Below are 23,055 nucleotides of genomic sequence, written 5' to 3' on the forward strand. Positions count from 1 at the left end.
GCCCGCCGGTCCCGCGGCGTCTCGGACGGTTCCGCCGGCCGGATCGCGGAGGGCACCGCCCCGGACGGTACGGAGACCGCCGCGACGGACCCGGCTCCCCGTAGGACCGGCAGCGCGGACGCCCCGTGGCACCACGCCCGACCGGCGTTCGACGACGGGACGGCGGACGCGAAGCCGGAGCCTGAGGCGAAGCCGGAGCCGGAGCCGGAGCCGGACACGAGGCCCGAGCCGGACGCGAAGCCCGAGCCGGACGCGAGGCCCGAAGCCCCCGAGCGATCCGCAGACCCCGCAAAGCCCGCAGACCCCGCAGATCCCGAAGGCCCCGACGGGCCCGAAGATCCCGACCACCGTCCCTCCGGAGGCGATACCGCGTGAACGACGTACTCGACGTCGCCCTCCGGCTCCTCATCGTCTTCGTCGTGTTCCTGGTCTTCCCGCTCGTCGTCGGCCAGACCGAGCACAAGGTGATGGCGCACATGCAGGGCCGCCTCGGTCCCATGTACGCGGGCGGATTCCACGGCTGGGCGCAGCTCGTCGCGGACGGGGTCAAGTTCGTGCAGAAGGAGGACGTGGTCCCGGCCGACGCCGACCGCCGGGTCTTCCAGCTCGCGCCCGCCGTCGCGCTGCTGCCGTACCTGCTGGTGGTGCTCGCCATCCCGGTCGGGCCCGGGGAGGGCGCGGTCGGTCAGGCCGTCGACGCGGGGATCTTCTTCGTGCTCGCCGTCATGGGGATCGGCGTCCTGGGCTCGCTGATGGCGGGATGGGCTTCCGCCAACAAGTTCTCCCTGCTCGGTGGGCTCCGTACCGCCGCGCAGCTCCTGGCGTACGAACTGCCGATGCTGCTCGCCGCCGCCTCCGTGGCGATGGCCGCCGGGACGGTGTCGCTGCCGGGCATCCTCGACGCCTTCGAGTGGTGGTGGCTGCCCTGGCAGATCACCGGCGCCCTGATCTTCTTCGTCGCCGGGCTCGCCGAGCTCCAGCGACCGCCCTTCGACATGCCGGTGGCCGACTCGGAGATCATCTTCGGCGCGTACACCGAGTACACCGGGCTGCGCTTCGCGCTCTTCCTGCTCGCGGAGTACGCCGGGATCGTCGTCCTGTGCGGTCTGACCACCGTGCTCTTCCTCGGCGGCTGGCACAGTCCGTTCGGCGGGGACGGCCTCGGCTGGCTCTGGACCCTGGTGAAGACGGTGATCCTCGCGTTCGTCGTCATCTGGCTGCGGGTCACCTTCCCGCGCCTGCGCGAGGACCAGCTCCAGAAGCTCGCCTGGACCACACTCATCCCGCTCGCCCTCGCGCAGATCGCGCTCACCGGCATCGTGAAGGTGGCGATCAACTAGTGCCTCCGATCCCCGGCTCCGGCCTGGCCAAGGGCCTCGCCGTCACCCTGCGGACCATGACCAGGCGCACGGTCACCGCGCAGTACCCGGACGCGCAGCCCGAACTCCCGCCGCGCTCCCGCGGTGTCATCGGGCTGTTCGAGGAGAACTGCACGGTCTGCATGCTCTGCGCCCGCGAGTGCCCCGACTGGTGCATCTACATCGACTCCCACAAGGAGACGAGCCCGCCCGCCGCCCCCGGCGGACGCGAGCGCTCCCGCAACGTCCTCGACCGCTTCGCCATCGACTTCTCCCTCTGCATGTACTGCGGTATCTGCATCGAGGTCTGCCCCTTCGACGCCCTCTTCTGGTCGCCGGAGTTCGAGTACGCGGAGACGGACATCCACGAACTCACCCACGAGCGGGACAAGCTCCGCGACTGGATGTGGACCGTGCCGGAGCCACCCGCGCTGGATCCCGGCGCGGAGGAGCCCAAGGAGATCGCCGCCGCCCGCAAGACGGCGGAGAAGCTCGAAGCCCAGCGTGTCCAGGCCGAACAGGCCGAACAGGCCGTCCAGGCCGAACAGGCCGAACAGGCAGCCCGGGAGGCCGGGCAGGCCACACAGGAGCAGCCGCACGACGAGGAGGGCCCGGCATGATGCCCGCACTCGCCGCGAGCGCGGCGGCCCACCCCGGCTTCCTCTCCCCGTCCGGCGTCGAGATCGCGTTCGTCCTGGTCGGACTCGTGACCCTCGGCGCGGCGCTCGTCTCCGTCACGACCCGTCAGCTGGTGCACGCCGCGCTCTGGCTCGTCGTCACGCTCGGCGGCATCGCGGTGGAGTACCTCCTGCTCACGGCGGAGTTCATCGCCTGGGTCCAGGTACTGATCTACGTCGGTTCGGTCGTGGTCCTCCTCCTCTTCGGGCTGATGCTCACCCGCGCACCCATCGGCCGGTCGCCGGACGCCGACTCGGAGAACCGGTGGGCCGCGCTCGGTGTGGCCGCCGCTTCGGCGGCGGCCCTGGTCTGGGTGGTGGTGGACGCCTTCCGGACCACCTGGATCGAGCTGGACGGTCCCGCCCAGGGCTCCACCGCCGTCACCGGCAGCTTCCTCTTCCGGCACTGGGTGCTGCCGTTCGAGGCGCTCTCCGTACTGCTGCTCGCTGCCCTGGTGGGGGCGATCGTGCTGTCCCGCCGTGACCCCGAGACCCGCGCGGCCCTCCCCGGAGCCCGCCGTACGTCCGGCGGGCCCGGCACCCGCGCCACCGCCCGCCGCGCCACCACCCCCGGGCGCACGCGCGCCGGTCACCGGCCCGGCAGCGGTCCTGGCGACCAGCCCGGTCCCGAGCCCGCCCCCGGCCCGGCCGCCCCCGGCGCCCCGGAAGACCCGGCCGCCCCCGGCGCCCCGGAAGAAGGGAAGAGCTGATGCACCTCGCCTATCCCGCCGTGCTCGCCGTCCTCCTCTTCTGCGTCGGCGTCTACGGCGTACTCGCCCGCCGCAACGCGATCCTGGTCCTGATGTCCGTCGAGCTGATGCTCAACGCCGTCAACCTCAACCTGGTCGCCTTCGACGTCTGGCTCCGCGACTCGCTCCACGCCGGCCAGGCGCTCACCCTCTTCACCATCGCCATCGCCGCCGCCGAGATCGGCATCGGCCTCGCGATCGTGCTCGCCGTGTACCGCAACCGCGGCTCCTCCGACGTCGACCGTCTCCGCGACACCGCCGAGACCGACGACGCCGAGGCCCTCCCCGACGAGTGGACCGGCGACGGCGGAGCCGCCGACCCGAGCACCAGCAGTAACCCCGATGAACCGGCCACCGTCCCGTCGGGGAAGGCACGGAAGACAGAGGCCACCGCGTGACCACCACGACCCTTGCCGTCCTCGTCCCCCTGCTGCCCTTCCTGGGGGCCGTCGCGGGACTGCTGCTCGGCCGCACCGCGCCCGGGTTCGTCCGGCCGCTCGCCGTCCTCCCGGTGCTCGCCGCGGCCGTGCTCGCGGTGGTCGTCGCCGCCGACCAGGGCGGCGGCCGGGCCATCGACGCCGCGACCCGGCTGACGCCGACCGGCTCGGTACCGATCGACCTCGCGCTCCACCTGGACGGCTTCGCCGCCCTCGTCGCCGTCCTCGTCGGGCTCGTCGCGACCTGCGTGCAGGTCTACTCGCTCGCCTACCTCCGCGACGACCCCCGCTACCCCTCCTACGCGGCGCTGGTCTCCCTCTTCACCTCCGCGATGCTGCTCGTCGTCTACTCCGGCGACCTGATGGTGCTCCTGGTCGGCTGGGAGGTCATGGGCATCTGCTCGTACTTCCTCGTCGGCCACTACTGGGAGACGCCCGAGGCGCGCGCCGCCTCCCTCAAGGCGTTCCTGGTCACCAAGCTCGGCGACGTGCCGTTCCTGATCGGCCTCTTCGCGCTCGCCGCCGACACCGGGACCTTCCGCATCACCGGCATCCTCGGCGCGGTCGCCAACGGCGGGCTCGACCACCCCACGGTCATCGCACTGCTGCTGCTCGCCGGGGTCGCGGGCAAGTCCGCGCAGTTCCCGCTGCACACCTGGCTGCCCGACGCGATGGCCGGTCCGACGCCCGTCTCCGCGCTCATCCACGCCGCGACGATGGTGGCCGCCGGAATCTACTTCGTGGCCCGGCTGCTGCCCGTCTTCGCCGCTTCCGGCGCCGCCCTCGTCGTCCTCTCCGTGATGGCCGCCGTCACGATGGTCGGCTCCGGTCTGGCCGCGCTCGCGCAGGACGACATCAAACGCGTCCTCGCCTACTCGACCCTCGGTCAGCTCGGCTACATGGCCGGAGCGCTGGCCGTCGGCGACCGCGGGGCCGCCGTCTTCCACCTCCTGTCGCACGGAGCCTTCAAGGCCGTCCTCTTCCTGGCCGCCGGAGTCGTCATCCACGCCACCGGCACCAACTCGCTCGCCGCCATGTCCCGCATGGGCGGGCTCACCAAGCGCATCCCCGACGCCTACTGGACGATGACCGTCGCCCTGCTGGCCCTGGCGGCCATCCCGCCGTTCGCCGGCTTCTTCTCCAAGGAAGCCGTCCTCGTCGCCGCCGAGCACACCGCCCTCGGCGACCGCCACGTCGCCCCGGCCGCAGCGGGATGGACGGTGCTCGTCGCCGGGCTGCTGGCCGCCGTGCTCACCGCCGCCTACGCCACCCGCCTCTGGCTCCTCACCTTCAAGGGCCGCGGCCCCGACGTGGCGGACCACGGCAAGCAGCCCGCCGCGATGACCGGCGTCCTCTGGGTGCTGGCGGTCCCCACCCTCGGCTTCGGCCTGACCGTCGGCGTGATCGGCGACTGGTTCGACGGACACCGCCTCACCCCGACGCTGACCACCGCGGTCCTCTCCACGGGGGTCGGACTCGTCGGCGGACTCGTCACCTACGCGGCGTGGCGCCACACCACCGCGCACGCCGCCGTCCACCCCCTCGGCGCCGTCACCGCGAACCCGCGGGCCGAACCCGCCCTGGTGGAGGCCGAGGCCATCAGCGCCCACGCGGCCGTCTACGGAGACATCGCGGAGGCTGCCGACCCGGCCGACCCCGGACGCCTGCTGCTCGGCCCCCTGCACGGCCCGGCCGCCGCCGGATTCCACCTGGACGCCCTGTACTCGCGGCTGTTCGTCCGGCCCGTGCTGGCCGCGGCCCGCCTCGTCCGCTTCCTGGACCGCGAGGTCGTCGACACGTACGTACGCGGCGCCGGCACCACCGCACGACTGCTCGGCACCGCCGTGCGCCGCGCCCAGACCGGCAACGCGCAGACCTACGTCTCCGCCCTGCTCGCCGGGTCACTCGTCCTGACGATCGCCGTCGTCGTCTATGCCAACGTCAACGCCGGGGCGTGAACCGTGCTCGATATCAGCCCGTCCGTGATGCAGGTCCTTCTGGCGTTGGCCGTCGTCGGCCCGCTGGTGGGCGCCGTCGCCGCCCTGCTCCCCGCCCCGCCCGGACTGAAGGGCCGCGACCCGGACCAGGCCGTACTCCGCCACGGTGTCACCGTGACCGGCGCGATCCTCGTCATCACCCTGCTGCTGGCGGCCGGATTCGACCGTGACCACGCGTCGACCATGCAGGCCACCACCGACATCGGCTGGATTCCCGCACTGGACGTCCGCGTCCACCTCGGCATCGACGGCATCTCTCTCCCCCTCGTCGTGCTCACCGCGCTGCTGACCTTCCTCTGCGCGGTGTACAGCTACTTCAAGATGCCCGCGGGCCCGTCCCCGAAGGCGTTCGTCGCACTGATCCTGGTCCTGGAATCCGGCACGCTCGCGACCTTCGCCGTGCTGGACCTGCTGCTCTTCTTCCTCGCCTTCGAGATGGTCCTCATCCCGATGTACTTCCTCATCGCCCGCTGGGGCGGCGAGGGCAAGCAGGCCGCGGCCTCGAAATTCGTCCTCTACACGCTGCTCGGCTCCGTCGTCATGCTGCTCGGACTGCTGCTCGTCGGACTCGACGCCGGCACCTTCGACATGGTGGCACTCGCCACTGACAACGGCCGCGGCCTCTCCACGTCCGTGCAGGTCATCGCCGTTCTGGCGATCGGGATCGGGCTCGCCGTGAAGACCCCGATGTGGCCGCTGCACAGCTGGCTGCCCGACGCGCACACCGCCGCCCCCACGGTCGGCTCGGTGCTCCTGGCCGGTGTGATGCTGAAGATGGGCACGTACGGATTCGTCCGGGTGCTCCTGCCGATCGCCCCCGACGGCATGCACACCTTCGCGCCGTACCTCGCCGCCCTCGCGGTCGCCGGGATCGTCTACGGGTCGCTCGCCTGCCTCGCCCTCGCCCGCCCGGGCGCCAAGGGCGACCTCAAGCGGCTGATCGCGTACTCCTCGGTCGGCCACATGGGCTTCGTACTCCTCGGCATCGCGTCCATGACCCCCACCGGCGTCAACGGCGCGCTCTTCGCCAACATCGCCCACGGCCTCATCACCGGCCTGCTGTTCTTCCTGGTCGGCGCGGTGAAGGACCGGCACGGCACCGCCGATCTCGACACCCTCGCGGGTGCCACCGGAGCCGCCCTCTACGGCCGCGCACCCCGCCTCGGCGCACTGCTCGCCTTCGCTGCCGTCGCCTCCCTCGGACTCCCGGGCCTCGCCGGGTTCTGGGGCGAGATGCTCACCCTGTTCGGCGCGTTCGACCCGGCCGAGGGCCTCAGCCGCCCCGCGTTCCTGACGTTCACGGCGATCGGCGCGTTCGGCACCCTGCTCACCGCCGCGTACATGCTCGTCGTCGTCCGTCGCGTCTGCATGGGCGAACCGCCCGCGCGGACGAGCAACGCCACCGGCCTCGGCGCGGGGGACCAGCCGGACAGCACGGGAGCCGCCGGGACCACCGGGACCGCGGTGGCCGCCAAGAGCGCCGTGGCCACGACGGCGACCGCCACGGCGGCCACCACGGAGATCGCCGACGTCCGCCCGTACGAGTTCGCCACCTGGACCCCGCTCGTCGCCCTCACCGTCCTCGCCGGACTCTGGCCCGCCGTCCTCCTGGGACTCAGCGACCCGGCCGTGCAGAAGCTCCTCGCAGGAGGCAAGTCGTGATCACGGACCTCGTGACCGCCGCCGTCGGAGCGGCCCAGGGCCCGGCGGCCGGCCCGACCGGCCCCGACGGAGCGACCGGTGCCGGTGCCCCGGCCGTCGAGTCCGCCGCGAGCCTGGTCCAGTCGATCGACTGGCTCGCCGTCGCGCCGCCGCTCGTCGTCGCGCTCCTGGCGCTCGCCGTCCTCGTCGCCGACCTCTTCCTCGCCGAACGCCACAAGCCGCTGCTCGGGTACGCCACCGTCGCCGGGCTCGTCGTCGCCCTCGCCTGCCTCGTCCCGCTGCGGGGAGACCACCGCTCGACCTTCTGCGCCGCCGCCGGTCCCGGTTCGGAGCAGGCGTGCAGCTACACCGCCGACAACTTCGCCCTCGTGATCCAGGCCCTGGTCCTCGTCGGGGCGCTGCTCACCGCGCTGCTCTCGCTCGACGACACCCGCAAGCTGCCGGCCGGCGAGTTCTGGTTCCTGCTGCTCTCCTCGGCCTCCGGCGCGGCGCTGCTGCCCGCCTCGCGCGACCTGATCACCCTCGTCGTCGCCCTGGAAGTCGCCTCGCTCCCCGCCTTCGCCCTCGTCGGCATCAAGCGCGGCGACCGCCGCTCCTCCGAGGCGGCCCTCAAGTTCTTCCTGTCGTCCGTCACCGCGACCGCCGTGATGCTCCTCGGCGTCAGCTTCGTGTACGCGGCCACCGGCACCACCCACCTCACCGAACTGGCCCACGGCCTCGACGAGGTACCCGCCCGGTTCTCCACCCTCGCGGCGACCGGCGTCGCGCTCACCCTCGTCGGCTTCGCCTTCAAGACCGCCGCCGCGCCCTTCCACTTCTGGGTCCCCGACACCTACGTCGGCGCCCCGCTGCCCATCGCCGCGTACCTCTCCGTCGTCGGCAAGGCGGTCGGCTTCTCCGGCCTGATCCTGGTCACCGTGATCGCCTTCCCGGCCTACGCCGACGTGTGGGGGCCGGCCCTCGCCGTGCTCGCCGCACTGACCATGACCGTCGGGAACGTCGCCGCGCTGCGCCAGGACCCCGGCCGCGCCCGCAGCGCGGTACGCCTGCTCGCCTGGTCCTCGGTGGGCCAGGCCGGCTACCTCCTGGTGCCGATCGCCGCGTCCGCGTACTCCGACGACGTCCACGTGGGCTCCACCGTCGCGTACGCCCTCATGTACGCCGTCGTGAACCTCGGCGCCTTCGCAGTCGCCGCCCTCGTGGCCCGTACGAGCCCCGGCAACCGGCTCACCGACTACCGGAACCTCTACGCCCGCCGGCCCCTCACCGCCCTGGCGCTGGCCTTCTTCCTGGTCTGCCTGGCCGGACTGCCGCCCGGGATCATCGGCCTCTTCGCCAAGGTCACCGTGTTCTCGGCCGCCGTCGACGCGGGCCTGGGCTGGCTCGCCGTCGTGATGGCCGTCAACGTGGTGATCGCCCTCGCCTACTACCTCCGGTGGACCGCCCTGCTCTTCCGCGGCGCCGACGCCCCGGAGGCCGCGGGGGAGGGCACCCCCCAGGCCGTACCGGCGGGGGCGACCCCGGTGGCCGCACCCGCGCCCCTCGTCGCCGCGCTCGTCCTCACCACCGCCGCCGCGCTCGTCCTCTCCGGGGCACCGCAGATCGTTCTGAGGTTCGCCGGCGGAACGCTTTTCTGACGGTTCCCTCCCACCCGTCCCGGCCCTCACCTCACCGGCTTGCCCCGGCGGGCCGGGACAGGGCAGGGTCTTGCGTGCATCCATCACGCACCGGGCGACGCCCCGGGCGCGCACCGAGCGGACGAGGGAGACAGCGCAGTGCTGAACGGATTCAAGGACTTCATCCTCCGGGGCAATGTCGTCTCCATGGCGATCGGCCTCGCCGTGGGAGCGGCCTTCACCGCCGTCGTCACCGGATTCAGCAACGCCTTCATCGTGCCGCTCATCGGCGTCATCACCCGGGGCACCGGCGACTTCAACAAGGCGTCCTTCGACGTCGAGGGCGTCACGTTCCCCTACGGCCTGTTCATCGCCGCGGCCATCGCCTTCGTCATCACCGCCGCCGTGCTCTACTTCTGCGTCGTCGTCCCCATGCAGAAGGTCCAGGACCGCTTCACCGCCAAGAAGGCCGACGAGCCCGCCGACATCAAGGCCGCCCTGCGCGACTGCCCGCGCTGTTACACCGCCATCCCGGCCATCGCCTCGCGCTGCGGCCACTGCACCAGCGAGGTCGAGCCCGACCCCGCCGCCGTGGCGCTCGCCGAACGGATCACCGGGAAGCCCGTGGGCGCCCAGAAGCTCCCCGCCCCGCGCTGAGCCGCGTCATTCCTCCGAGCGCCACCCGTACGGTCGATCCCTCCCCGGGGCCCGTACGGGCGTGCGGGCCCCGCCCTCCGGGCCCGCGCACAAGGGAACTAGCTCACCTCGCCTGGCGTTGACCAGAGCGGGAGGCTCCACTGAAGAAGTGGACTCCTGTCGCTATCGAGCAAGGGTTCCCCTGCTGCACCATTTGGAGGGCGTACCGTGCACCGCCGGCACAACGGGCTGAAGACCGCCGTACTCCTCGGTGGTCTCTCCGCGCTGATCATCGTCATCGGCAGTTTCTTCGGGCGTACGGGCCTGATCGTCGCGCTTCTCGTGGCGGTCGGCACCAACGCCTACGCGTACTGGAACAGCGACAAGCTCGCCCTGCGGGCGATGCGGGCGAGGCCCGTCAGCGAGTTCGAGGCCCCCACGATCTACCGCATCGTGCGCGAGCTCTCGACCGCCGCCCGGCAGCCGATGCCCCGGCTCTACATCTCGCCCACCCAGGCGCCCAACGCCTTCGCCACCGGACGCAACCCGCGCAACGCCGCAGTCTGCTGCACCGACGGCATCCTCCAGATCCTGGACGAACGCGAGCTGCGCGGCGTCCTCGGCCACGAGCTGAGCCACGTCTACAACCGCGACATCCTGATCTCGTCCGTCGCCGGAGCGCTCGCCTCCGTCGTGATGTTCCTGGTCAACTTCGCCTGGCTGATCCCGGTCGGCCGCTCCAGCGACGACGAGGGCCCCGGCATCTTCGGCCTGCTCCTCGTGATGATCCTGGGCCCGCTCGCCGCCTCCGTCATCCAGCTCGCCGTGAGCCGCTCCCGCGAGTACGAGGCGGACGCCTCCGGAGCCCAGCTCACCGGGGACCCGCTCGCCCTGGCAAGCGCCCTGCGCAAGCTCGACGAGGGCACGAAGCGGCTCCCGCTGCCTCCGGAGCCCCGGATCGAGACCGCGAGCCACATGATGATCGCGAACCCCTTCCGGCCCGGCCAAGGCGTGTCCAAGATGTTCTCCACGCATCCGCCGATGGCGGAGCGCATCGCCCGACTAGAGAAGATGGCAGGTCATCGACCGTGAAGACGATCCTGAACGTCATATGGCTGGTTCTGTGCGGCTTCTGGATGTGCCTCGGCTACCTCGCCGCCGGTCTGGTCCTCTGCATCACGATCATCGGCATCCCCTTCGGCGTCGCCGCGTTCCGCATCGGCCTGTACGCACTCTGGCCCTTCGGCTACATGGTGGTCGACCGGCGTGACGCGGGCGGCGCCTCCTGCGTCGGCAACGTCCTCTGGCTGGTCCTCGCCGGCTGGTGGCTGGCCCTCGGCCACATCGTCACCGGCATCGCGCTCTTCGTCACGATCATCGGCATCCCGCTGGCCATCGCGAACTTCAAGCTGATCCCGGTGTCCCTGATGCCGTTCGGCAAGGAGGTCGTCCCCACCGACCAGCCCTTCGCCGCCCGGTAGACACGGTCCGGCACCACTCCGGTCCGTTCCCCCGGGCAACCGATCGCACCCCCGCCCGCGTCCCTGATTCCGTAACCAGGAAAGGGGTAAGCGGGTCACATGGGCATCATCGCGTGGATCATCCTCGGGCTTGTCGCCGGAGTCATAGCCAAGGTTCTGCTGCCGGGACGCGATCCCGGCGGCATCATCATCACGACCCTCATCGGGATCGCCGGAGCGTTCGTCGGGGGCTGGCTCTCCGCGAAGTTCCTCGACCGTCCCATCAACGACGACTTCTTCGACCTCGCGACCTGGGTGGCCGCCATCGCGGGCTCCCTGGTGCTGCTCATCGCTTACCGGCTGCTCTTCGGCAACTCCCGCGAACGCCGCTGACCCGCGCCACGCGCCCACCGGTCACCGGTCGTCCAGACCGGTCTCCCGCAACGTCAGATTGAGCCGGCCGGCCCGCATCCCCGTATCCGGGCCGGCCGTCCCCGGGTACACCTTCGGCACCCCGTGGAACGCGAACCGCGACGGGCCGCCGAACACGAACAGATCACCGGACTCCAGCTCCACGTCCGTCCACGGCCGTCCCCGGTCCTCCGTGTTCCCGAACCGGAAGACGCAGGTGTCCCCGATGCTGAGCGACACCACCGGGGCCCCGGAGACCTCCTCCCGGTCCTGGTGCATGCCCATCCGGGCCGTCTCGTCGTAGAAGTTCACCAGCCCCGCGTCCGGCGTGTACGCCCGCCCCGCCGCCTCGTCCCCGTACGCGTCCGCCACCGCCGCCCGGCCCAGCTCCGCGAGCCATCCGGGGAAGGCCGCCACCCGGGCGCCGTTCACGTCGTCGGCGGTCCGGACGTACCGGTACGGCAGCCAGTGCCACCCCAGGCACACCGTCCGCACCGACATCACCCCGCCGCCCGGCAGCTCCGTGTGCCGCAGCGGCACCGGACCCCGGGCCCACTCCCGGCAGGCCACCACCAGCTCCCGCTGGCGCTCCACGGACAGCCACCCCGGCACGTGCACCGCCCCGGGCGCCACGGTCCGCCGCTCCCTCGGGAACAGCCCCGCCGGCACCGTCAGCCCCGCCCCGCGGCCCGGTCCGCCCCGTCCCCGGCCACCACGGCGTCCCCCGGCGCGCCCCCGGTCGCCCTGCCGTCGGCCCAGGCCCCCTCGAACGTCAGCAGCCGCTCCTTGCGCTCCGGCCCGCCCGCGTACCCCCGCAGCGAACCGTCCGCGCCGATCACCCGGTGACACGGCCGCACCACCAGCAGCGGATTGCGCCCGATCGCGGTGCCCACGGCCCGTACCCCGGCACCCGCCACCCCGACCCGCCCGGCGACCCAGCCGTACGACACCGTCCCGCCGTACGGGATCTCCTCCAGCGCCCCCCAGACCCGCCGCTGGAACTCCGTCCCGGCCCCCGGCGCGTACCGCAGCTCGAAACGCTTCAGCCGCCCCGCGAAGTACGCGGAGAGCTGTGCCCGTGCCTCCTCGAAGAGCTCCGGCGCCTCCCGCCATCCGGCCCGGACGACCGCCCCGCCCTTCTGCTCCGGTACGGACACGGAGAGCAGTCCCCCGGACGCCTCGTCGCCGACCAGCAGCAGCTCGCCCAACGGGCTGTCGAAACTCGTGTACACCGTGCTCATCGGCCCTCGTTCCTCTCGCGCGCCCCAGGTCCGGTGGCGGGCCCGTACCTACGAGTCTGCGGCACGGCGACGGGTCCGGGCTGGCGGAAATCCGACATGGGGCATCGGGGGCGGGCCCGTCGGCCCGGGGCCGGACATGGCTCACGGCGGTGCCGAAGACGACACCGCCGTGGGGAACCTCAGTGAGTGCGCGGGGGTACGGGCATCAGCCCGTCCGTCACCGGTAGTTGACGTACTGCAGCGCGAAGTCGAAGTCCTTGCCCTTGAGCAGCGCCTGGACGGCCTGCAGGTCGTCGCGGCTCTTCGAGCTGACGCGCAGCTCGTCACCCTGGACCTGCGCCTTGACGCCCTTGGGGCCCTCGTCGCGGATGGCCTTGGCGACCTTCTTGGCGTTCTCCTGGGAGATGCCTTCCTCGATGGTGGCGAAGATCTTGTACTCCTTGCCGGACAGCTGCGGCTCGCCCGCGTCCAGCGACTTCAGCGAGATACCGCGCTTGATCAGCTTGGTCTCGAAGATGTCGAGGATCGCCTTGACGCGCTCCTCGCCGTTCGCCTCCATCAGGATCTTCTCGCCGGACCAGGAGATCGACGCGCCGGTGCCCTTGAAGTCGTAGCGCTGGGAGATCTCCTTGGCGGCCTGGTTGAGGGCGTTGTCGACCTCCTGCCGCTCGACCTTCGAGACGATGTCGAAACTGGAGTCGGCCATGACGTGTGGCTCCTTGCGTCGTAGACGGTCGTAGGCATGGATCTGCACTGCGATGCAGGAGAAAGCCTAAAGGCTGCCCCCGCGTCCGGACGCTGATCAATCGAGTGGCGGAGCACCCCTGAGCATCGGGTATCGTTTACGTCGTCGCCAAGGAGTCCCCGAGCGGGGCTCCGAAGTGATGTTCGAGGCGGTGTGCCCGAGTGGCCAAAGGGAGCAGACTGTAAATCTGCCGGCTCAGCCTACCCAGGTTCGAACCCTGGCGCCGCCACCGAACGGGAAGCCCCCGTCCACAGCAATGTGGACGGGGGCTTTCTTCATGTCCGTCCGGGGCCGGAACCCGCCGGGTCGGGCGCCCGAGTCACCCCGGGCGCCCCGCCGCCGCTCAGTTCCCCGCGACGTTCCGTACCGCGACCGCCACCGGCACGTTGCCCGAGATCAGCTCCAGGGTCAGACCCGCCGTGCTCGGGGTGTCCAGCAGTTCGGCGAGGGCCGCCGCCACGTCGTCGCGGGGGACCGGGCCCCGGCCGGTGGACGGGGCGAGGAGGACCAGGCCGGTGCCGGCGTCGTCGGTGAGCAGGCCGGGGCGCAGGATCGTCCAGTCGAGCCCGGAACGCGCCCGTACGGCGTCGTCGGCCGCGCCCTTCGCCCGCAGGTAGACGTCGAAGACCTCGTCGCCGGCGTGCGCGGCGTCGGCGCCCATGGCCGAGACCATGACGTAGCGGCGCACGCCCGCGCGTTCGGCCGCGTCGGCGAGGAGTACCGCCGCCGCCCGGTCCACGGTGTCCTTGCGCCCCGCGCCGCTGTCGGGGCCCGCGCCCGCCGCGAACACCACGGCGTGGGCCCCCTTCAGCACCTGGGCCACCTCGTCCACGGAGGCCGATTCGAGGTCCAGGACGGCCGCTTCGGCGCCCACCGCCTCCAGGTCCCCGCGTTGTCCCGGATCGCGGACGATGCCGACCGGCTCGTCCCCGCGCGCGGCGAGCAGGCGCTCCAGCCGCAGTGCGATCTGACCATGTCCACCTGCGATGACAATGCGCATGGTCACGACCGTACGCCGGAGCGGGCCCGCACGCCGGGAGCACGCCCGGCGGAGCGTCAACCCGGGCCCGGACCCGGTCCGGGTCTGCCCTGGCGCGGCAGCCCGTACGGCTCCGGCAGCTCCGAGTCGCAGTACTCGCGCACCGCGCTCGTCCGGGCGACGATCCGCCCCCGGTGCACCACGATCCGGCTGTACGCGAGCGAGAGCACGCCCGCGAGACCGTCGCCGCGCACCGCGAGCAACTCGGCCGGGAAACCCGCCTCCACCCGCACCCCGGGCAGCCCCATCGCCTGCCGGGCGGTGTCCGCGACGGCGTCGTACGCGGTCCTGACGGGCAGTCCGTGCTGCGAGGCCAGCAGGTACGCCGCCTCCAGCGGGTCCCCCCGCCCGACCGGGTTGGCGGTGTCGCGCAACGCCCCGCTGCCCGCCACCACGCGCACCCCGGCCGCGCGCAACAGGCGTACGGGGGCGGTGAGTCGACGTTTCGCGCCCGAGCAGCCGCCCTGCGGCAGGCAGACGACCGTCACCCCGGCCGCCGCGAGCCGGCCGGCCGCCAGCCTCGCGGTCTCCGGATCCAGCCGCGACAGACCTCCGCACGGGCCGATGGTGACACCCGGCCCCGGCCCCGCCGCTCCGGACCCCGCCCCCGCCCTCTGTCCGGCCGTCAGTCCGGTTGCCATCGCGGCGAGTCGGGCCAGTCGGGCGGGGTCGGCCGCGTCGGTGTGCAGGTCCACCGGGAGTCCGTGCTCGGCGGCCACCGACAGGGCCCGCTCCGTGTACGCGTCGGGGTCGGGGTCGAGGTCCGGGCGCCCGCCGATCACGCCCGCGCCCATCGCGACGGCGTCACGGAGCAGAGCCGTGAGGTTCCCGTCCGTGGCTCCGGCGAGGCGCCGGGGGACCGCCACGGGCGTGAGGTCGGCCAGTCCGCGCAGCGCGTACCGCGCGTGCAGGACGGCCTCCAGCGGTCCGAGGCCCTGTGCACCGCCCACCCGGACGTGGGTGCGCAGCGCGGTCGCGCCGTGCCCCAGCTGGAGCAGGGTGGCCTCGGTGACGCGCCGGCGCAGGTCCTGGGGGCCGCGCGGGCCACCGTCGCAGTCGGGCGCGGTGAGGGCGGTGTCGCCGTGGGCGTGCGGTTCGGCGGGGGCGGGGAGCAGCAGGTAGCCGCGCAGATCGACCCGTGAGCCCCGGGCGCCGAGGCTGCCGGGGGCTCCGACGGACTCGATCCGTCCGCCGGCCACCCGTACGTCCACGAGGCGGCCGTCGGTGAGCCGTGCGCCGCACAGCAGGAGCGGTTCGGGGGTCTCGTCGGGGTCGTCCGCCGGGTCGTGGTCGGGCCGCCTCGGCCGGCTGTCGGGCATCGCGCTCCCGGGAGGGGTGATGGCCCTCGCGACGCACGGCGGCCGACGGAACGGTGCCGGAGCGCCGTCGGAACGGCCGTTTTCAAGATCGAACCGGCCCGAGCCTAGGGCGGAGTCCGACCTGTCCCATGGAGGAGCGAAATAGTCATACCGGCGAGGTGTGACGGGGCGCCCCGGACGGAGGGGTTCCGTGGGACTCCCGAGGTTCCGCTCCTGGGCGCTCAGCCCCTGATCAGAGCCCTGGCGGCCCCTCGGGGCCGCCTCGTGGAGAGCCTTCGAGGGGGTGCGCGGAAACGGATTTGGGGGATCGGCGGAGAACCGTGTAATGTCTTCCTCGCTCGCCCCAATAGCTCAGTCGGTAGAGCGTCTCCATGGTAAGGAGAAGGTCTGCGGTTCGATTCCGCATTGGGGCTCTGGTGATCGGGAAACCCTGCTTCGGCAGGGAGACCTGTTCATCAAAGCGGTGTAGCTCAGTCGGTAGAGCAAGCGGCTCATAATCGCTGTGTCACCGGTTCAAGTCCGGTCACCGCTACAAACGGTAGCCGATTGTGGGGTCGGTCCTTCGATCGGCTACTCTTTTATGCGTTCATCCGTCCATCCGTCCGTCTTAGGAGCACTCACGTGGCTGCCACCGACGTCCGCCCGAAGATCACGCTGGCCTGCGTGGAGTGCAAGGAGCGGAACTACATCACCAAGAAGAACCGGCGTAACAACCCGGACCGTCTTGAGATGAAGAAGCACTGCCCGCGCTGCAACTCGCACACTGCGCACCGCGAAACGCGCTGAAACAGGCTCGTACACGAGGCCGTCCCCACTGGGGGCGGCCTCGTGTCGTTGTATGGGGTCGTGGGGCTGGTTTCTTCGACCTCCCTCGACCCTCTTTTTTTCTCTTCATCAGGAGGTAGCGAGCTCATGGCGCTCGACCAGTCCTTCGTGGGGCGGACTTATCCGCCCACCCCGGCGTACGAGGTCGGCCGGGAGAAGATCCGCGAGTTCGCCGAGGCGGTGGGCGATGCCCATCCGGCGTACGTCGACGCGGACGCGGCCCGTGCGCTCGGTCACCCCGACGTGATCGCGCCGCCCACCTTCGTCTTCTCGATCACGTTCAAGGCCGCCGGGCAGGTCATCGAGGACCCGCAGCTGGGGCTCGACTACAGCCGGGTCGTGCACGGTGACCAGAAGTTCGCCTACACGCGCCCGGTGCGGGCGGGGGACCGGCTGACGGTCACCTCGACGATCGAGCGGATCAAGTCGATGGCCGGGAACGACATCCTGGACATCCGTGGCGAGGTTCACGACGAGGCCGGCGCACACGTCGTGACGGCCTGGACGAAGCTGGTGGCGCGAGCCGCCGAGGAGGCGTGATGGGCGCGAAGGTCGCTTACGAGTCGGTCGAGGTCGGTACGGAGCTGCCGTCCCGCTCCTTCCCGGTCACCCGGGCCTCGCTGGTCCGGTACGCGGGCGCGTCCGGCGACTTCAACCCGATCCACTGGAACGAGAAGTTCGCGGTCGAGGTCGGGCTGCCGGACGTCATCGCGCACGGCATGTTCACCATGGCCGAGGCGGTCCGGGTGGTCACGGACTGGGCCGGCGACCCGGGTGCGGTCGTGGAGTACGGCGTGCGCTTCACGAAGCCGGTCGTCGTGCCCAACGACGACAAGGGTGCGCTGATCGAGGTCAGCGGCAAGGTCGCCGCCAAGCTGGACGACAACCAGGTCCGGGTCGACCTGGTCGCCGTGTGCGACGGTCAGAAGGTGCTGGGTATGTCCCGCGCCGTGGTCCGCCTCGTCTGAGTCGGGCCGTCCACAGGGTGTGGGAAGGGGGCGTCCGCTGCGGTGGACGCCCCCTTCCGCGTACCCGGCCCCGCGATTGCCCTTCCGGGTCCCGCGGGATCCCTCGGGTGCCCGGCCCCGCGATTCCCTTGACGCAGTTAGTGATTGAGTAATAACTTACTTCCATGGCAAGGATGAGTGCGGAGGAGCGGCGCGAGAGCGTCGTCCGGGCGGCGATCACCGAGTTCGCCCGGGGCGGCTACGCCGCGACGTCCACGGAGACGATCGCGCGGCGCGTCGGCGTCTCGCAGCCGTATCTCTTCCGCCTGTTCCCGAGCAAGCAGGCGATGTTCCTCGCCGCCGCGGAGCGCTGCATCTCCGAGACCGCCCGCATTCTCCTGGAGGCGGGTGTCGGCGGAGAGGACGCCGGTCAGTGCATGGCCGCGGCGTACGGGAGTCTGCTCGCCGACGACCCGGACATGCTGCTGATGCAGATGCAGACGTACGCGGCCGTAGCGGCGGCCGAGGCGTCCGGTGACCACGAGTTCGGGGCGTCGGTGCGGACCGTCTGGGTGCGGATGTGGGACGAGATCCACCTCGCGCTCGGCGGTGACGTCGAGGCGACCAAGAACTACTTCGCCCACGGCATGCTCGTGAACACCCTGACCTCACTCGGTTTCCCGGCCGGTCACCGGGTCTGGGACGCCTTCTGGGAGACCGCCCGACCGGTGGCGGCCGGGTCTCCCCCCGCCGCATCGTGAGCCCTTCGATCCCTTCGATCCCTTCGGCGCGCCGGCCCCGAACCGGCTCCCCCCACTGAGAACAGCGCGTCCCGGCCCGTCCGGTTTCTGTCCACAAAAGTTAGTCATCAATAACTAACCCACAGGGGGAGTCATGGAACAGCCCACACCCACGGCCCTGCGCGGGGGAGCCGTCTGGGCCCTCGTCGTCACCAGCGTCGCCAGCTTCATGGCTGCGCTCGACAACCTGGTCGTCACCACGGCCCTGCCGTCCATCCGCGTGAGCCTCGGCGGCGGCCTGAAGGAGCTCGAATGGACGGTGAACGCCTACACCCTCACCTTCGCCGTTCTCCTGATGATGGGCGCGGCCCTGGGTGACCGGTTCGGCCGCCGCCGGCTCTTCCTCGTCGGGCTCTCCGTCTTCACCGGCGCTTCCGCCGCGGCGGCCCTCTCGCCCGGCATCGGCGAACTCATCGCCTTCCGGGCTGTCCAGGGCGTCGGTGCGGCGATCATGATGCCGCTCACCCTCACCCTGCTCACCGCCGCCGTCCCGGCCGCCCGCCGGGGCGCGGTGCTCGGCATCTACAGCGCGGTCACCGGCTTGGCCGTGGCGAGCGGCCCGCTCATCGGCGGCAGCATCACCGAGCACATCTCCTGGCAGTGGATCTTCTGGCTGAACGTCCCCGTCGGCCTCGTCCTGCTGCCGCTGGCCCGGCTGCGGCTGACCGAGTCGTACGCCCCGGACGCCCGGCTCGACGTCGTCGGCACCCTGCTGGTCAGCGGCGGCCTCTTCGGGATCGTGTACGCCCTCGTCAGCGCCAACTCCGACGGCTGGACCAGCGCCCCCGTCCTCACCGGACTCATCGCCGGCACCGCGCTGATCGGCGGCTTCGTCCGCCACGGCTTCCGCGCCGAGCGCCCGATGCTGCCGATGCGGCTCTTCCGCAACCGGGCCTTCTTCGGCATCAACATCGCGAGCCTGCTGATGTTTCTCGGGATGTTCGGCTCGATCTTCCTGCTCAGCCAGTTCCTGCAGAGCGCGCTCGGCTACTCGCCCACCGAAGCCGGACTGCGGATGCTGCCCTGGACCGGCATGCCGATCCTGGTCGCTCCCGTCGCCGGCTACCTCAGCGACCGGTTCGGAGGCCGTCCCATCGTCGTCACCGGTCTCGCGCTCCAGGCGGTGGGCCTCGCGCTCTTCGCCCGGGTGCTCAGCCCGGACGTCTCCTACGCCGCCCAGCTGCCCGGCCTGATCATCGGCGGCGTCGGCATGGCGATGTACTTCGCGCCCGCCTCCGGGCTCGTCATGTCCAGCGTCCGGCCGGGCGAGCAGGGCATCGCCTCCGGTGCCAACAACGCCCTGCGCGAGGTCGGCGGAGCGCTCGGGGTCGCCGTGCTGGCCTCGGTGTTCTCCGCCCAGGGCGGCTTCGGCTCCCCGCAGCAGTTCGCCGACGGGACCGTGCCCGCGGTCTGGATCGGGTCCGGAGTCGTCGCCCTCGCCGCGCTGGTCGCCCTGCTGGTACCGGGCCGGCGCGGCGGCCCGCAGGTGCCGGAGGCCGAGTCCGCGCCCGCCGGCCAGGCCCTCCGCGTCCCGGCCTGACCGGCGCCGCACCGCCCGCGCACCGCGCCGTACGGGCCCCGGTCCGCCACCCCGCCCGAGCGGCGGGGGCGGCAGGACCGGGGCCCGTACTCTTGACCCGTGCAGGTACTCCACGACGCCCCCCTCGCCCCCCTGACCACCTTCCGGCTCGGCGGCCCGGCCACCCGGCTCGTCACCGCGACGACCGACGCCGAGGTGATCGCGGCCGTCCGCGAGGCCGACGACGCGGGCACCCCGCTGCTGGTCATCGGCGGCGGCTCCAACCTGGTCATCGGCGACAAGGGCTTCGACGGCACCGCCCTGCGCATCGCCACCACCGGCTTCGAGCTGACCGGCACCCGCCTCGAACTCGCGGCGGGCGAGGTCTGGACCGACGCCGTCGCCCGTACCGTCGAAGCCGGACTCGCCGGCATCGAGTGCCTCGCAGGAATCCCCGGCAGCGCGGGTGCCACGCCGATCCAGAACGTGGGCGCGTACGGCCAGGAGGTCTCCACCACCATCAGCGAGGTCGTGGCCTTCGACCGGCGCTCCGGTGAGACGGTGACCCTCCCCAACGCCGCCTGCGGCTTCTCGTACCGGCACAGCACCTTCAAGCAGCACCCCGACCGGTACGTCGTCCTGCGCGTCCGGTTCGAGCTGGAGGACGCGGGCGGGCTGTCGGCGCCCGTGAAGTACCCGGAGACCGCCCGCACCCTCGGCGTCCGGGCCGGTGACCGGGTTCCGGCCGCCGCTGCCCGGGAGACCGTCCTCGCGCTCCGCGCGGGCAAGGGCATGGTGCTGGACCCCGAGGACCACGACACCTGGTCCGCCGGCTCCTTCTTCACCAATCCGGTGCTCGACGAGCGGGAGTACGCGGACTTCCTCGCCCGCGCCGCGGAGCGCCTGGGCCCGGACACCACCCCGCCCGCCTACCCGGCGGGCGACGGGCGGACCAAGACGTCGGCCGCCTGGCTGATCGACAAGGCCGGCTTCACCAAGGGGTACGGCACCGGGCCCGCCCGCATCTCCACCAAGCACACCCTCGCCCTCACCAACCGGGGCGAGGCAACCACCGAGGACCTGCTCGCCCTCGCCCGCGAGGTCGTGGCCGGGGTGCGCGAGGCGTTCGGCGTGACCCTGGTCAACGAGCCGGTGACGGTCGGCGTCAGCCTCTGATGCCCGGCGGGGCCCGCCCCGCCACCGCCCTCAGGCGGCCGGGGCCGTCAGCCAGTCGTCGATTCCGGCCAGCATCTTCTGCCGTACGTCCTCCGGGGCCACCGAGCCGCGCACCGACTGCCGGGCCAGCTCCGCCAGCTCCGCGTCGGTGAAGGCGTGGTGCTTGCGCACCAGGTCGTACTGGTCCGCCAGCCGCGCACCGAAGAGCAGCGGGTCGTCCGCGCCGAGCGCCATCGGCACCCCCGCGTCGAAGAGGGTCCGCAGCGGTACGTCGTCGGGCTTCTCGTAGACCCCGAGCGCCACGTTGGACGCCGGGCAGACCTCGCAGGTGATCCCGCGCTCCGCCAGTCGGCGCATCAGCCGGGGGTCCTCGGCCGCCCGGACCCCGTGCCCGATCCGGTACGCGTCCAGGTCGTCCAGGCAGTCGCGGACGCTGGACGGGCCGGCCAGCTCGCCGCCGTGCGGGGCCGCGATCAGTCCGCCCTCGCGGGCGATGGCGAAGGCCCGGTCGAAGTCCCGGGCCATGCCCCGGCGTTCGTCGTTGGAGAGACCGAACCCGACGACCCCCCGGTCGGCGTACCGCACCGCGAGCCGGGCCAGCGTACGGGCGTCCAGCGGGTGCTTCATCCGGTTCGCCGCGATCACCACCCGCATCCCCAGCCCGGTCTCCCGGGAGGCGCTGTCCACGGCGTCCAGGATGATCTCGATCGCCGGGATCAGCCCGCCGAGCAGCGGCGCGTACGAGGTGGGGTCGACCTGGATCTCCAGCCAGCCGGAACCGTCCGCGACGTCCTCCCGCGCGGTTTCCCGCACCAGGCGCTGGATGTCCTCCGGCTCCCGCAGGCAGGACCGGGCGATGTCGTAGAGCCGCTGGAAGCGGAACCAGCCGCGCTCGTCGGTCGCCCGCAGTTCGGGAGGTTCACCGCCGGTGAGGGCCTCGGGCAGGCGCACGCCGTACTTGTCGGCGAGTTCGAGCAGGGTGGTGGGCCGCATCGACCCGGTGAAGTGCAGGTGCAGGTGGGCCTTGGGCAACAGACGTACATCACGCTCCATTGGAAGATCCTGCCGCACCCACGCCCCTGAGCGGAAGCCGCTTTCCCTTTCGGGGAGGGGGCGAACAAAGAAACGCCCCTGGCCCGGGACATGAAGTCCGCGGCCCGGGGGCACTCTCCCGTGCTTGCGCGCGCGGTCAGTCGCGCGCCTCCGCCAGCAGCTTCTGGATCCGCGAGACGCCCTCGGCCAGGTCGTCGTCGCCCAGCGCGTAGGAGAGCCGGAGGTAACCCGGTGTACCGAAGGCCTCACCCGGCACGACGGCGACCTCGGCCTCGTCCAGGATCAGCGCCGCCAGCTCGACCGAGGTCGCCGGACGCCTGCCGCGGATCTCCTTGCCGAGCAGCCCCTTTACCGAGGGGTACGCGTAGAACGCGCCCTCGGGCTCCGGGCAGAGGACGCCCTCGATCTCGTTGAGCATCCGCACGATCGTCCTGCGCCGGCGGTCGAAGGCGGTCCGCATCTCCGCGACCGCGTCGAGCGGCCCGGAGACGGCGGCCAGCGCGGCGACCTGGGCGACGTTGGAGACGTTGGAGGTGGCGTGCGACTGGAGGTTGGTCGCCGCCTTCACGACGTCCTTCGGACCGATGATCCAGCCCACCCGCCAGCCGGTCATCGCGTACGTCTTGGCGACACCGTTGACCACGACGCACTTGTCGCGGAGCTCCGGCAGGAGAGCCGGGAGCGAGGTGAACTTCGCGTCGCCGTAGACGAGGTGCTCGTAGATCTCGTCGGTCAGCACCCACAGCCCGTGCTCGACGGCCCAGCGGCCGATCGCCTCGGCCTCGGCCCCGGAGTACACCGCGCCGGTCGGGTTCGACGGCGAGACGAACAGCACGACCTTCGTCCGCTCGGTACGCGCGGCCTCCAGCTGCTCGACCGTGACCTTGTACCCGGTGGTCTCGTCGGCGACGACGTCCACCGGGACACCGCCGGCCAGCCGGATCGACTCGGGGTAGGTGGTCCAGTACGGCGCGGGGACGATGACCTCGTCGCCCGGGTCGAGGATCGCGGCGAAGGCCTCGTAGATGGCCTGCTTGCCGCCGTTGGTCACCAGGATCTGCGAGGGGTCGACCTCGTAGCCGGAGTCGCGCAGCGTCTTCGTCGCGATGGCCGCCTTGAGCTCCGGCAGCCCGCCCGCGGGGGTGTAGCGGTGGTACTTCGGGTTGCGGCACGCCTCGACCGCGGCCTCGACGATGTAGTCGGGCGTCGGGAAGTCGGGCTCACCGGCACCGAACCCGATCACCGGACGGCCGGCGGCCTTGAGGGCCTTCGCCTTGGCGTCCACGGCGAGGGTGGCGGACTCGGAGATCGCACCGACGCGGACGGAGACCCGGCGTTCGGTCGGAGAAGTGGGAGCGCTCATGCCCCCCATGGTGCACGACCGGTGG

24 protein-coding genes, 3 tRNA genes and 1 pseudogene are annotated in these 23,055 nt (G+C 72.0%); 21 read left to right on the forward strand and 7 right to left on the reverse strand.

What is annotated here, in order from left to right:
- The 12 genes and pseudogenes from ACWD3D_RS00970 to ACWD3D_RS01025 all read left to right on the forward strand — a co-directional run.
- A pseudogene (locus ACWD3D_RS00970) lies at positions 1-375 on the forward strand (NADH-quinone oxidoreductase subunit C); the annotation flags it as partial.
- The gene (locus ACWD3D_RS00975) at positions 372-1,340 is read left to right on the forward strand and encodes a complex I subunit 1/NuoH family protein (RefSeq protein WP_451458806.1); all 969 of its coding nucleotides are present in this window, start codon (positions 372-374) and stop codon (positions 1,338-1,340) included. The pseudogene ACWD3D_RS00970 and the gene ACWD3D_RS00975, both read left to right, overlap by 4 nt.
- Positions 1,340-1,978 carry a 4Fe-4S binding protein gene (locus ACWD3D_RS00980; RefSeq protein ID WP_451458807.1) on the forward strand — a complete coding sequence of 213 codons (639 nt, stop codon included), beginning with the start codon at positions 1,340-1,342 and terminating at the stop codon, positions 1,976-1,978. The genes ACWD3D_RS00975 and ACWD3D_RS00980 overlap by 1 nt, the downstream gene beginning before the upstream one ends.
- On the forward strand, positions 1,975-2,745 hold the full coding sequence (locus tag ACWD3D_RS00985) for an NADH-quinone oxidoreductase subunit J family protein (RefSeq protein ID WP_451458808.1): 771 nt from the start codon (positions 1,975-1,977) through the stop codon (positions 2,743-2,745). Before ACWD3D_RS00980 ends, ACWD3D_RS00985 begins: the two co-directional genes overlap by 4 nt.
- Positions 2,745-3,182, forward strand: a complete 438-nt coding sequence (gene nuoK / locus ACWD3D_RS00990) for an NADH-quinone oxidoreductase subunit NuoK (RefSeq protein WP_451458809.1) — start codon at positions 2,745-2,747, stop codon at positions 3,180-3,182. The genes ACWD3D_RS00985 and nuoK overlap by 1 nt, the downstream gene beginning before the upstream one ends.
- Positions 3,179-5,179: an NADH-quinone oxidoreductase subunit 5 family protein gene (locus ACWD3D_RS00995; RefSeq protein ID WP_451458810.1), complete on the forward strand. Its 2,001-nt coding sequence runs from the start codon at positions 3,179-3,181 to the stop codon at positions 5,177-5,179. Before nuoK ends, ACWD3D_RS00995 begins: the two co-directional genes overlap by 4 nt.
- Before the next feature lie 27 nt (positions 5,180-5,206).
- Positions 5,207-6,880 carry a complex I subunit 4 family protein gene (locus ACWD3D_RS01000; RefSeq protein ID WP_451458848.1) on the forward strand — a complete coding sequence of 558 codons (1,674 nt, stop codon included), beginning with the start codon at positions 5,207-5,209 and terminating at the stop codon, positions 6,878-6,880.
- 11 nt (positions 6,881-6,891) lie between these two features.
- A complete protein-coding gene (locus ACWD3D_RS01005) occupies positions 6,892-8,517 on the forward strand; it encodes an NADH-quinone oxidoreductase subunit N (protein ID WP_451458849.1) in 1,626 nt (541 codons plus the stop codon).
- 138 nt (positions 8,518-8,655) lie between these two features.
- A complete protein-coding gene (gene mscL / locus ACWD3D_RS01010; protein ID WP_451458811.1) occupies positions 8,656-9,153 on the forward strand; it encodes a large conductance mechanosensitive channel protein MscL in 498 nt (165 codons plus the stop codon).
- Positions 9,154-9,360: 207 nt separating this feature from the next.
- Positions 9,361-10,224, forward strand: a complete 864-nt coding sequence (gene htpX / locus ACWD3D_RS01015; protein ID WP_451458812.1) for a zinc metalloprotease HtpX — start codon at positions 9,361-9,363, stop codon at positions 10,222-10,224.
- Complete coding sequence (locus ACWD3D_RS01020; RefSeq protein ID WP_328721247.1) at positions 10,221-10,613, forward strand: YccF domain-containing protein; 393 nt, start codon at positions 10,221-10,223, stop codon at positions 10,611-10,613. Before htpX ends, ACWD3D_RS01020 begins: the two co-directional genes overlap by 4 nt.
- Before the next feature lie 99 nt (positions 10,614-10,712).
- Positions 10,713-10,985, forward strand: coding sequence for a GlsB/YeaQ/YmgE family stress response membrane protein (locus tag ACWD3D_RS01025; RefSeq protein WP_451458813.1), 273 nt, complete (start codon positions 10,713-10,715; stop codon positions 10,983-10,985).
- 21 nt (positions 10,986-11,006) lie between these two features.
- On the opposite strand, the gene ACWD3D_RS01030 is transcribed toward ACWD3D_RS01025, so the two are convergent.
- From ACWD3D_RS01030 to ACWD3D_RS01040, 3 genes are all read right to left on the reverse strand, one after another.
- Positions 11,007-11,672 carry an alpha-ketoglutarate-dependent dioxygenase AlkB family protein gene (locus ACWD3D_RS01030; RefSeq protein ID WP_451458814.1) on the reverse strand — a complete coding sequence of 222 codons (666 nt, stop codon included), beginning with the start codon at positions 11,670-11,672 and terminating at the stop codon, positions 11,007-11,009.
- A gap of 2 nt (positions 11,673-11,674) precedes the next feature.
- Positions 11,675-12,244: a methylated-DNA--[protein]-cysteine S-methyltransferase gene (locus tag ACWD3D_RS01035; RefSeq protein WP_451458815.1), complete on the reverse strand. Its 570-nt coding sequence runs from the start codon at positions 12,242-12,244 to the stop codon at positions 11,675-11,677.
- Positions 12,245-12,461: 217 nt separating this feature from the next.
- Positions 12,462-12,950, reverse strand: coding sequence for a YajQ family cyclic di-GMP-binding protein (locus ACWD3D_RS01040; RefSeq protein WP_451458816.1), 489 nt, complete (start codon positions 12,948-12,950; stop codon positions 12,462-12,464).
- A 186-nt stretch (positions 12,951-13,136) separates the two neighbouring features.
- Here ACWD3D_RS01040 and ACWD3D_RS01045 point away from each other — a divergent pair.
- Positions 13,137-13,218, forward strand: a tRNA-Tyr gene (locus tag ACWD3D_RS01045).
- Positions 13,219-13,332: 114 nt separating this feature from the next.
- Here the strand turns inward: ACWD3D_RS01045 and ACWD3D_RS01050 are convergent.
- On the reverse strand, positions 13,333-13,989 hold the full coding sequence (locus ACWD3D_RS01050) for an SDR family oxidoreductase (RefSeq protein ID WP_451458817.1): 657 nt from the start codon (positions 13,987-13,989) through the stop codon (positions 13,333-13,335).
- 56 nt (positions 13,990-14,045) lie between these two features.
- Positions 14,046-15,347, reverse strand: coding sequence for a hydrolase (locus ACWD3D_RS01055; RefSeq protein ID WP_451458818.1), 1,302 nt, complete (start codon positions 15,345-15,347; stop codon positions 14,046-14,048).
- A gap of 340 nt (positions 15,348-15,687) precedes the next feature.
- Between ACWD3D_RS01055 and ACWD3D_RS01060 the strand changes: the two genes are divergently transcribed.
- The 8 genes from ACWD3D_RS01060 to ACWD3D_RS01095 all read left to right on the forward strand — a co-directional run bounded on the left by ACWD3D_RS01060 (position 15,688) and on the right by ACWD3D_RS01095 (position 20,614).
- A tRNA-Thr gene (locus ACWD3D_RS01060) sits at positions 15,688-15,760 on the forward strand.
- Between the two features lie 46 nt (positions 15,761-15,806).
- Positions 15,807-15,879, forward strand: a tRNA-Met gene (locus ACWD3D_RS01065).
- 89 nt (positions 15,880-15,968) lie between these two features.
- Positions 15,969-16,133 carry a 50S ribosomal protein L33 gene (gene rpmG, locus ACWD3D_RS01070; protein WP_003956487.1) on the forward strand — a complete coding sequence of 55 codons (165 nt, stop codon included), beginning with the start codon at positions 15,969-15,971 and terminating at the stop codon, positions 16,131-16,133.
- Between the two features lie 126 nt (positions 16,134-16,259).
- On the forward strand, positions 16,260-16,712 hold the full coding sequence (locus tag ACWD3D_RS01075; RefSeq protein ID WP_387375213.1) for an FAS1-like dehydratase domain-containing protein: 453 nt from the start codon (positions 16,260-16,262) through the stop codon (positions 16,710-16,712).
- Entirely contained in the window at positions 16,712-17,140 is a 429-nt protein-coding gene (locus ACWD3D_RS01080) for a MaoC family dehydratase (RefSeq protein WP_451458819.1), read from the forward strand. The genes ACWD3D_RS01075 and ACWD3D_RS01080 overlap by 1 nt, the downstream gene beginning before the upstream one ends.
- 173 nt (positions 17,141-17,313) lie before the next feature.
- Positions 17,314-17,880, forward strand: a complete 567-nt coding sequence (locus tag ACWD3D_RS01085) for a TetR/AcrR family transcriptional regulator (RefSeq protein WP_451458850.1) — start codon at positions 17,314-17,316, stop codon at positions 17,878-17,880.
- A 133-nt stretch (positions 17,881-18,013) separates the two neighbouring features.
- Positions 18,014-19,459 carry a DHA2 family efflux MFS transporter permease subunit gene (locus ACWD3D_RS01090; RefSeq protein ID WP_451458820.1) on the forward strand — a complete coding sequence of 482 codons (1,446 nt, stop codon included), beginning with the start codon at positions 18,014-18,016 and terminating at the stop codon, positions 19,457-19,459.
- Between the two features lie 99 nt (positions 19,460-19,558).
- Positions 19,559-20,614, forward strand: a complete 1,056-nt coding sequence (locus ACWD3D_RS01095) for a UDP-N-acetylmuramate dehydrogenase (RefSeq protein ID WP_451458821.1) — start codon at positions 19,559-19,561, stop codon at positions 20,612-20,614.
- A 30-nt stretch (positions 20,615-20,644) separates the two neighbouring features.
- Here ACWD3D_RS01095 and ACWD3D_RS01100 read toward each other — a convergent pair whose 3' ends face one another.
- Complete coding sequence (locus tag ACWD3D_RS01100) at positions 20,645-21,667, reverse strand: adenosine deaminase (RefSeq protein ID WP_451458822.1); 1,023 nt, start codon at positions 21,665-21,667, stop codon at positions 20,645-20,647.
- Positions 21,668-21,803: 136 nt separating this feature from the next.
- On the reverse strand, positions 21,804-23,030 hold the full coding sequence (locus ACWD3D_RS01105; protein WP_451458823.1) for a pyridoxal phosphate-dependent aminotransferase: 1,227 nt from the start codon (positions 23,028-23,030) through the stop codon (positions 21,804-21,806).
- Between the last annotated feature and the right edge of the window lie 25 nt (positions 23,031-23,055).

It is taken from the genome of Streptomyces sp. NPDC002690, assembly GCF_053592415.1.

Excerpts from the sequence above, each read along its gene's own strand:
- ACWD3D_RS01000 (WP_451458848.1), top strand. The coding sequence starts at position 5,207 with ATGCAGGTCCTTCTGGCGTTGGCCGTCGTCGGCCCGCTGGTGGGCGCC.
- ACWD3D_RS01025 (WP_451458813.1), top strand. The coding sequence starts at position 10,713 with ATGGGCATCATCGCGTGGATCATCCTCGGGCTTGTCGCCGGAGTCATA.
- ACWD3D_RS00985 (WP_451458808.1), top strand. The coding sequence starts at position 1,975 with ATGATGCCCGCACTCGCCGCGAGCGCGGCGGCCCACCCCGGCTTCCTC.
- ACWD3D_RS01035 (WP_451458815.1), bottom strand. The coding sequence starts at position 12,244 with ATGAGCACGGTGTACACGAGTTTCGACAGCCCGTTGGGCGAGCTGCTG.
- ACWD3D_RS01090 (WP_451458820.1), top strand. The coding sequence starts at position 18,014 with ATGGAACAGCCCACACCCACGGCCCTGCGCGGGGGAGCCGTCTGGGCC.
- ACWD3D_RS01050 (WP_451458817.1), bottom strand. The coding sequence starts at position 13,989 with ATGCGCATTGTCATCGCAGGTGGACATGGTCAGATCGCACTGCGGCTG.
- ACWD3D_RS01055 (WP_451458818.1), bottom strand. The coding sequence starts at position 15,347 with ATGCCCGACAGCCGGCCGAGGCGGCCCGACCACGACCCGGCGGACGAC.
- nuoK (WP_451458809.1), top strand. The coding sequence starts at position 2,745 with ATGCACCTCGCCTATCCCGCCGTGCTCGCCGTCCTCCTCTTCTGCGTC.
- ACWD3D_RS01085 (WP_451458850.1), top strand. The coding sequence starts at position 17,314 with ATGAGTGCGGAGGAGCGGCGCGAGAGCGTCGTCCGGGCGGCGATCACC.
- ACWD3D_RS01080 (WP_451458819.1), top strand. The coding sequence starts at position 16,712 with ATGGGCGCGAAGGTCGCTTACGAGTCGGTCGAGGTCGGTACGGAGCTG.
- ACWD3D_RS01075 (WP_387375213.1), top strand. The coding sequence starts at position 16,260 with ATGGCGCTCGACCAGTCCTTCGTGGGGCGGACTTATCCGCCCACCCCG.
- ACWD3D_RS01105 (WP_451458823.1), bottom strand. The coding sequence starts at position 23,030 with ATGAGCGCTCCCACTTCTCCGACCGAACGCCGGGTCTCCGTCCGCGTC.
- ACWD3D_RS01100 (WP_451458822.1), bottom strand. The coding sequence starts at position 21,667 with ATGGAGCGTGATGTACGTCTGTTGCCCAAGGCCCACCTGCACCTGCAC.
- ACWD3D_RS01040 (WP_451458816.1), bottom strand. The coding sequence starts at position 12,950 with ATGGCCGACTCCAGTTTCGACATCGTCTCGAAGGTCGAGCGGCAGGAG.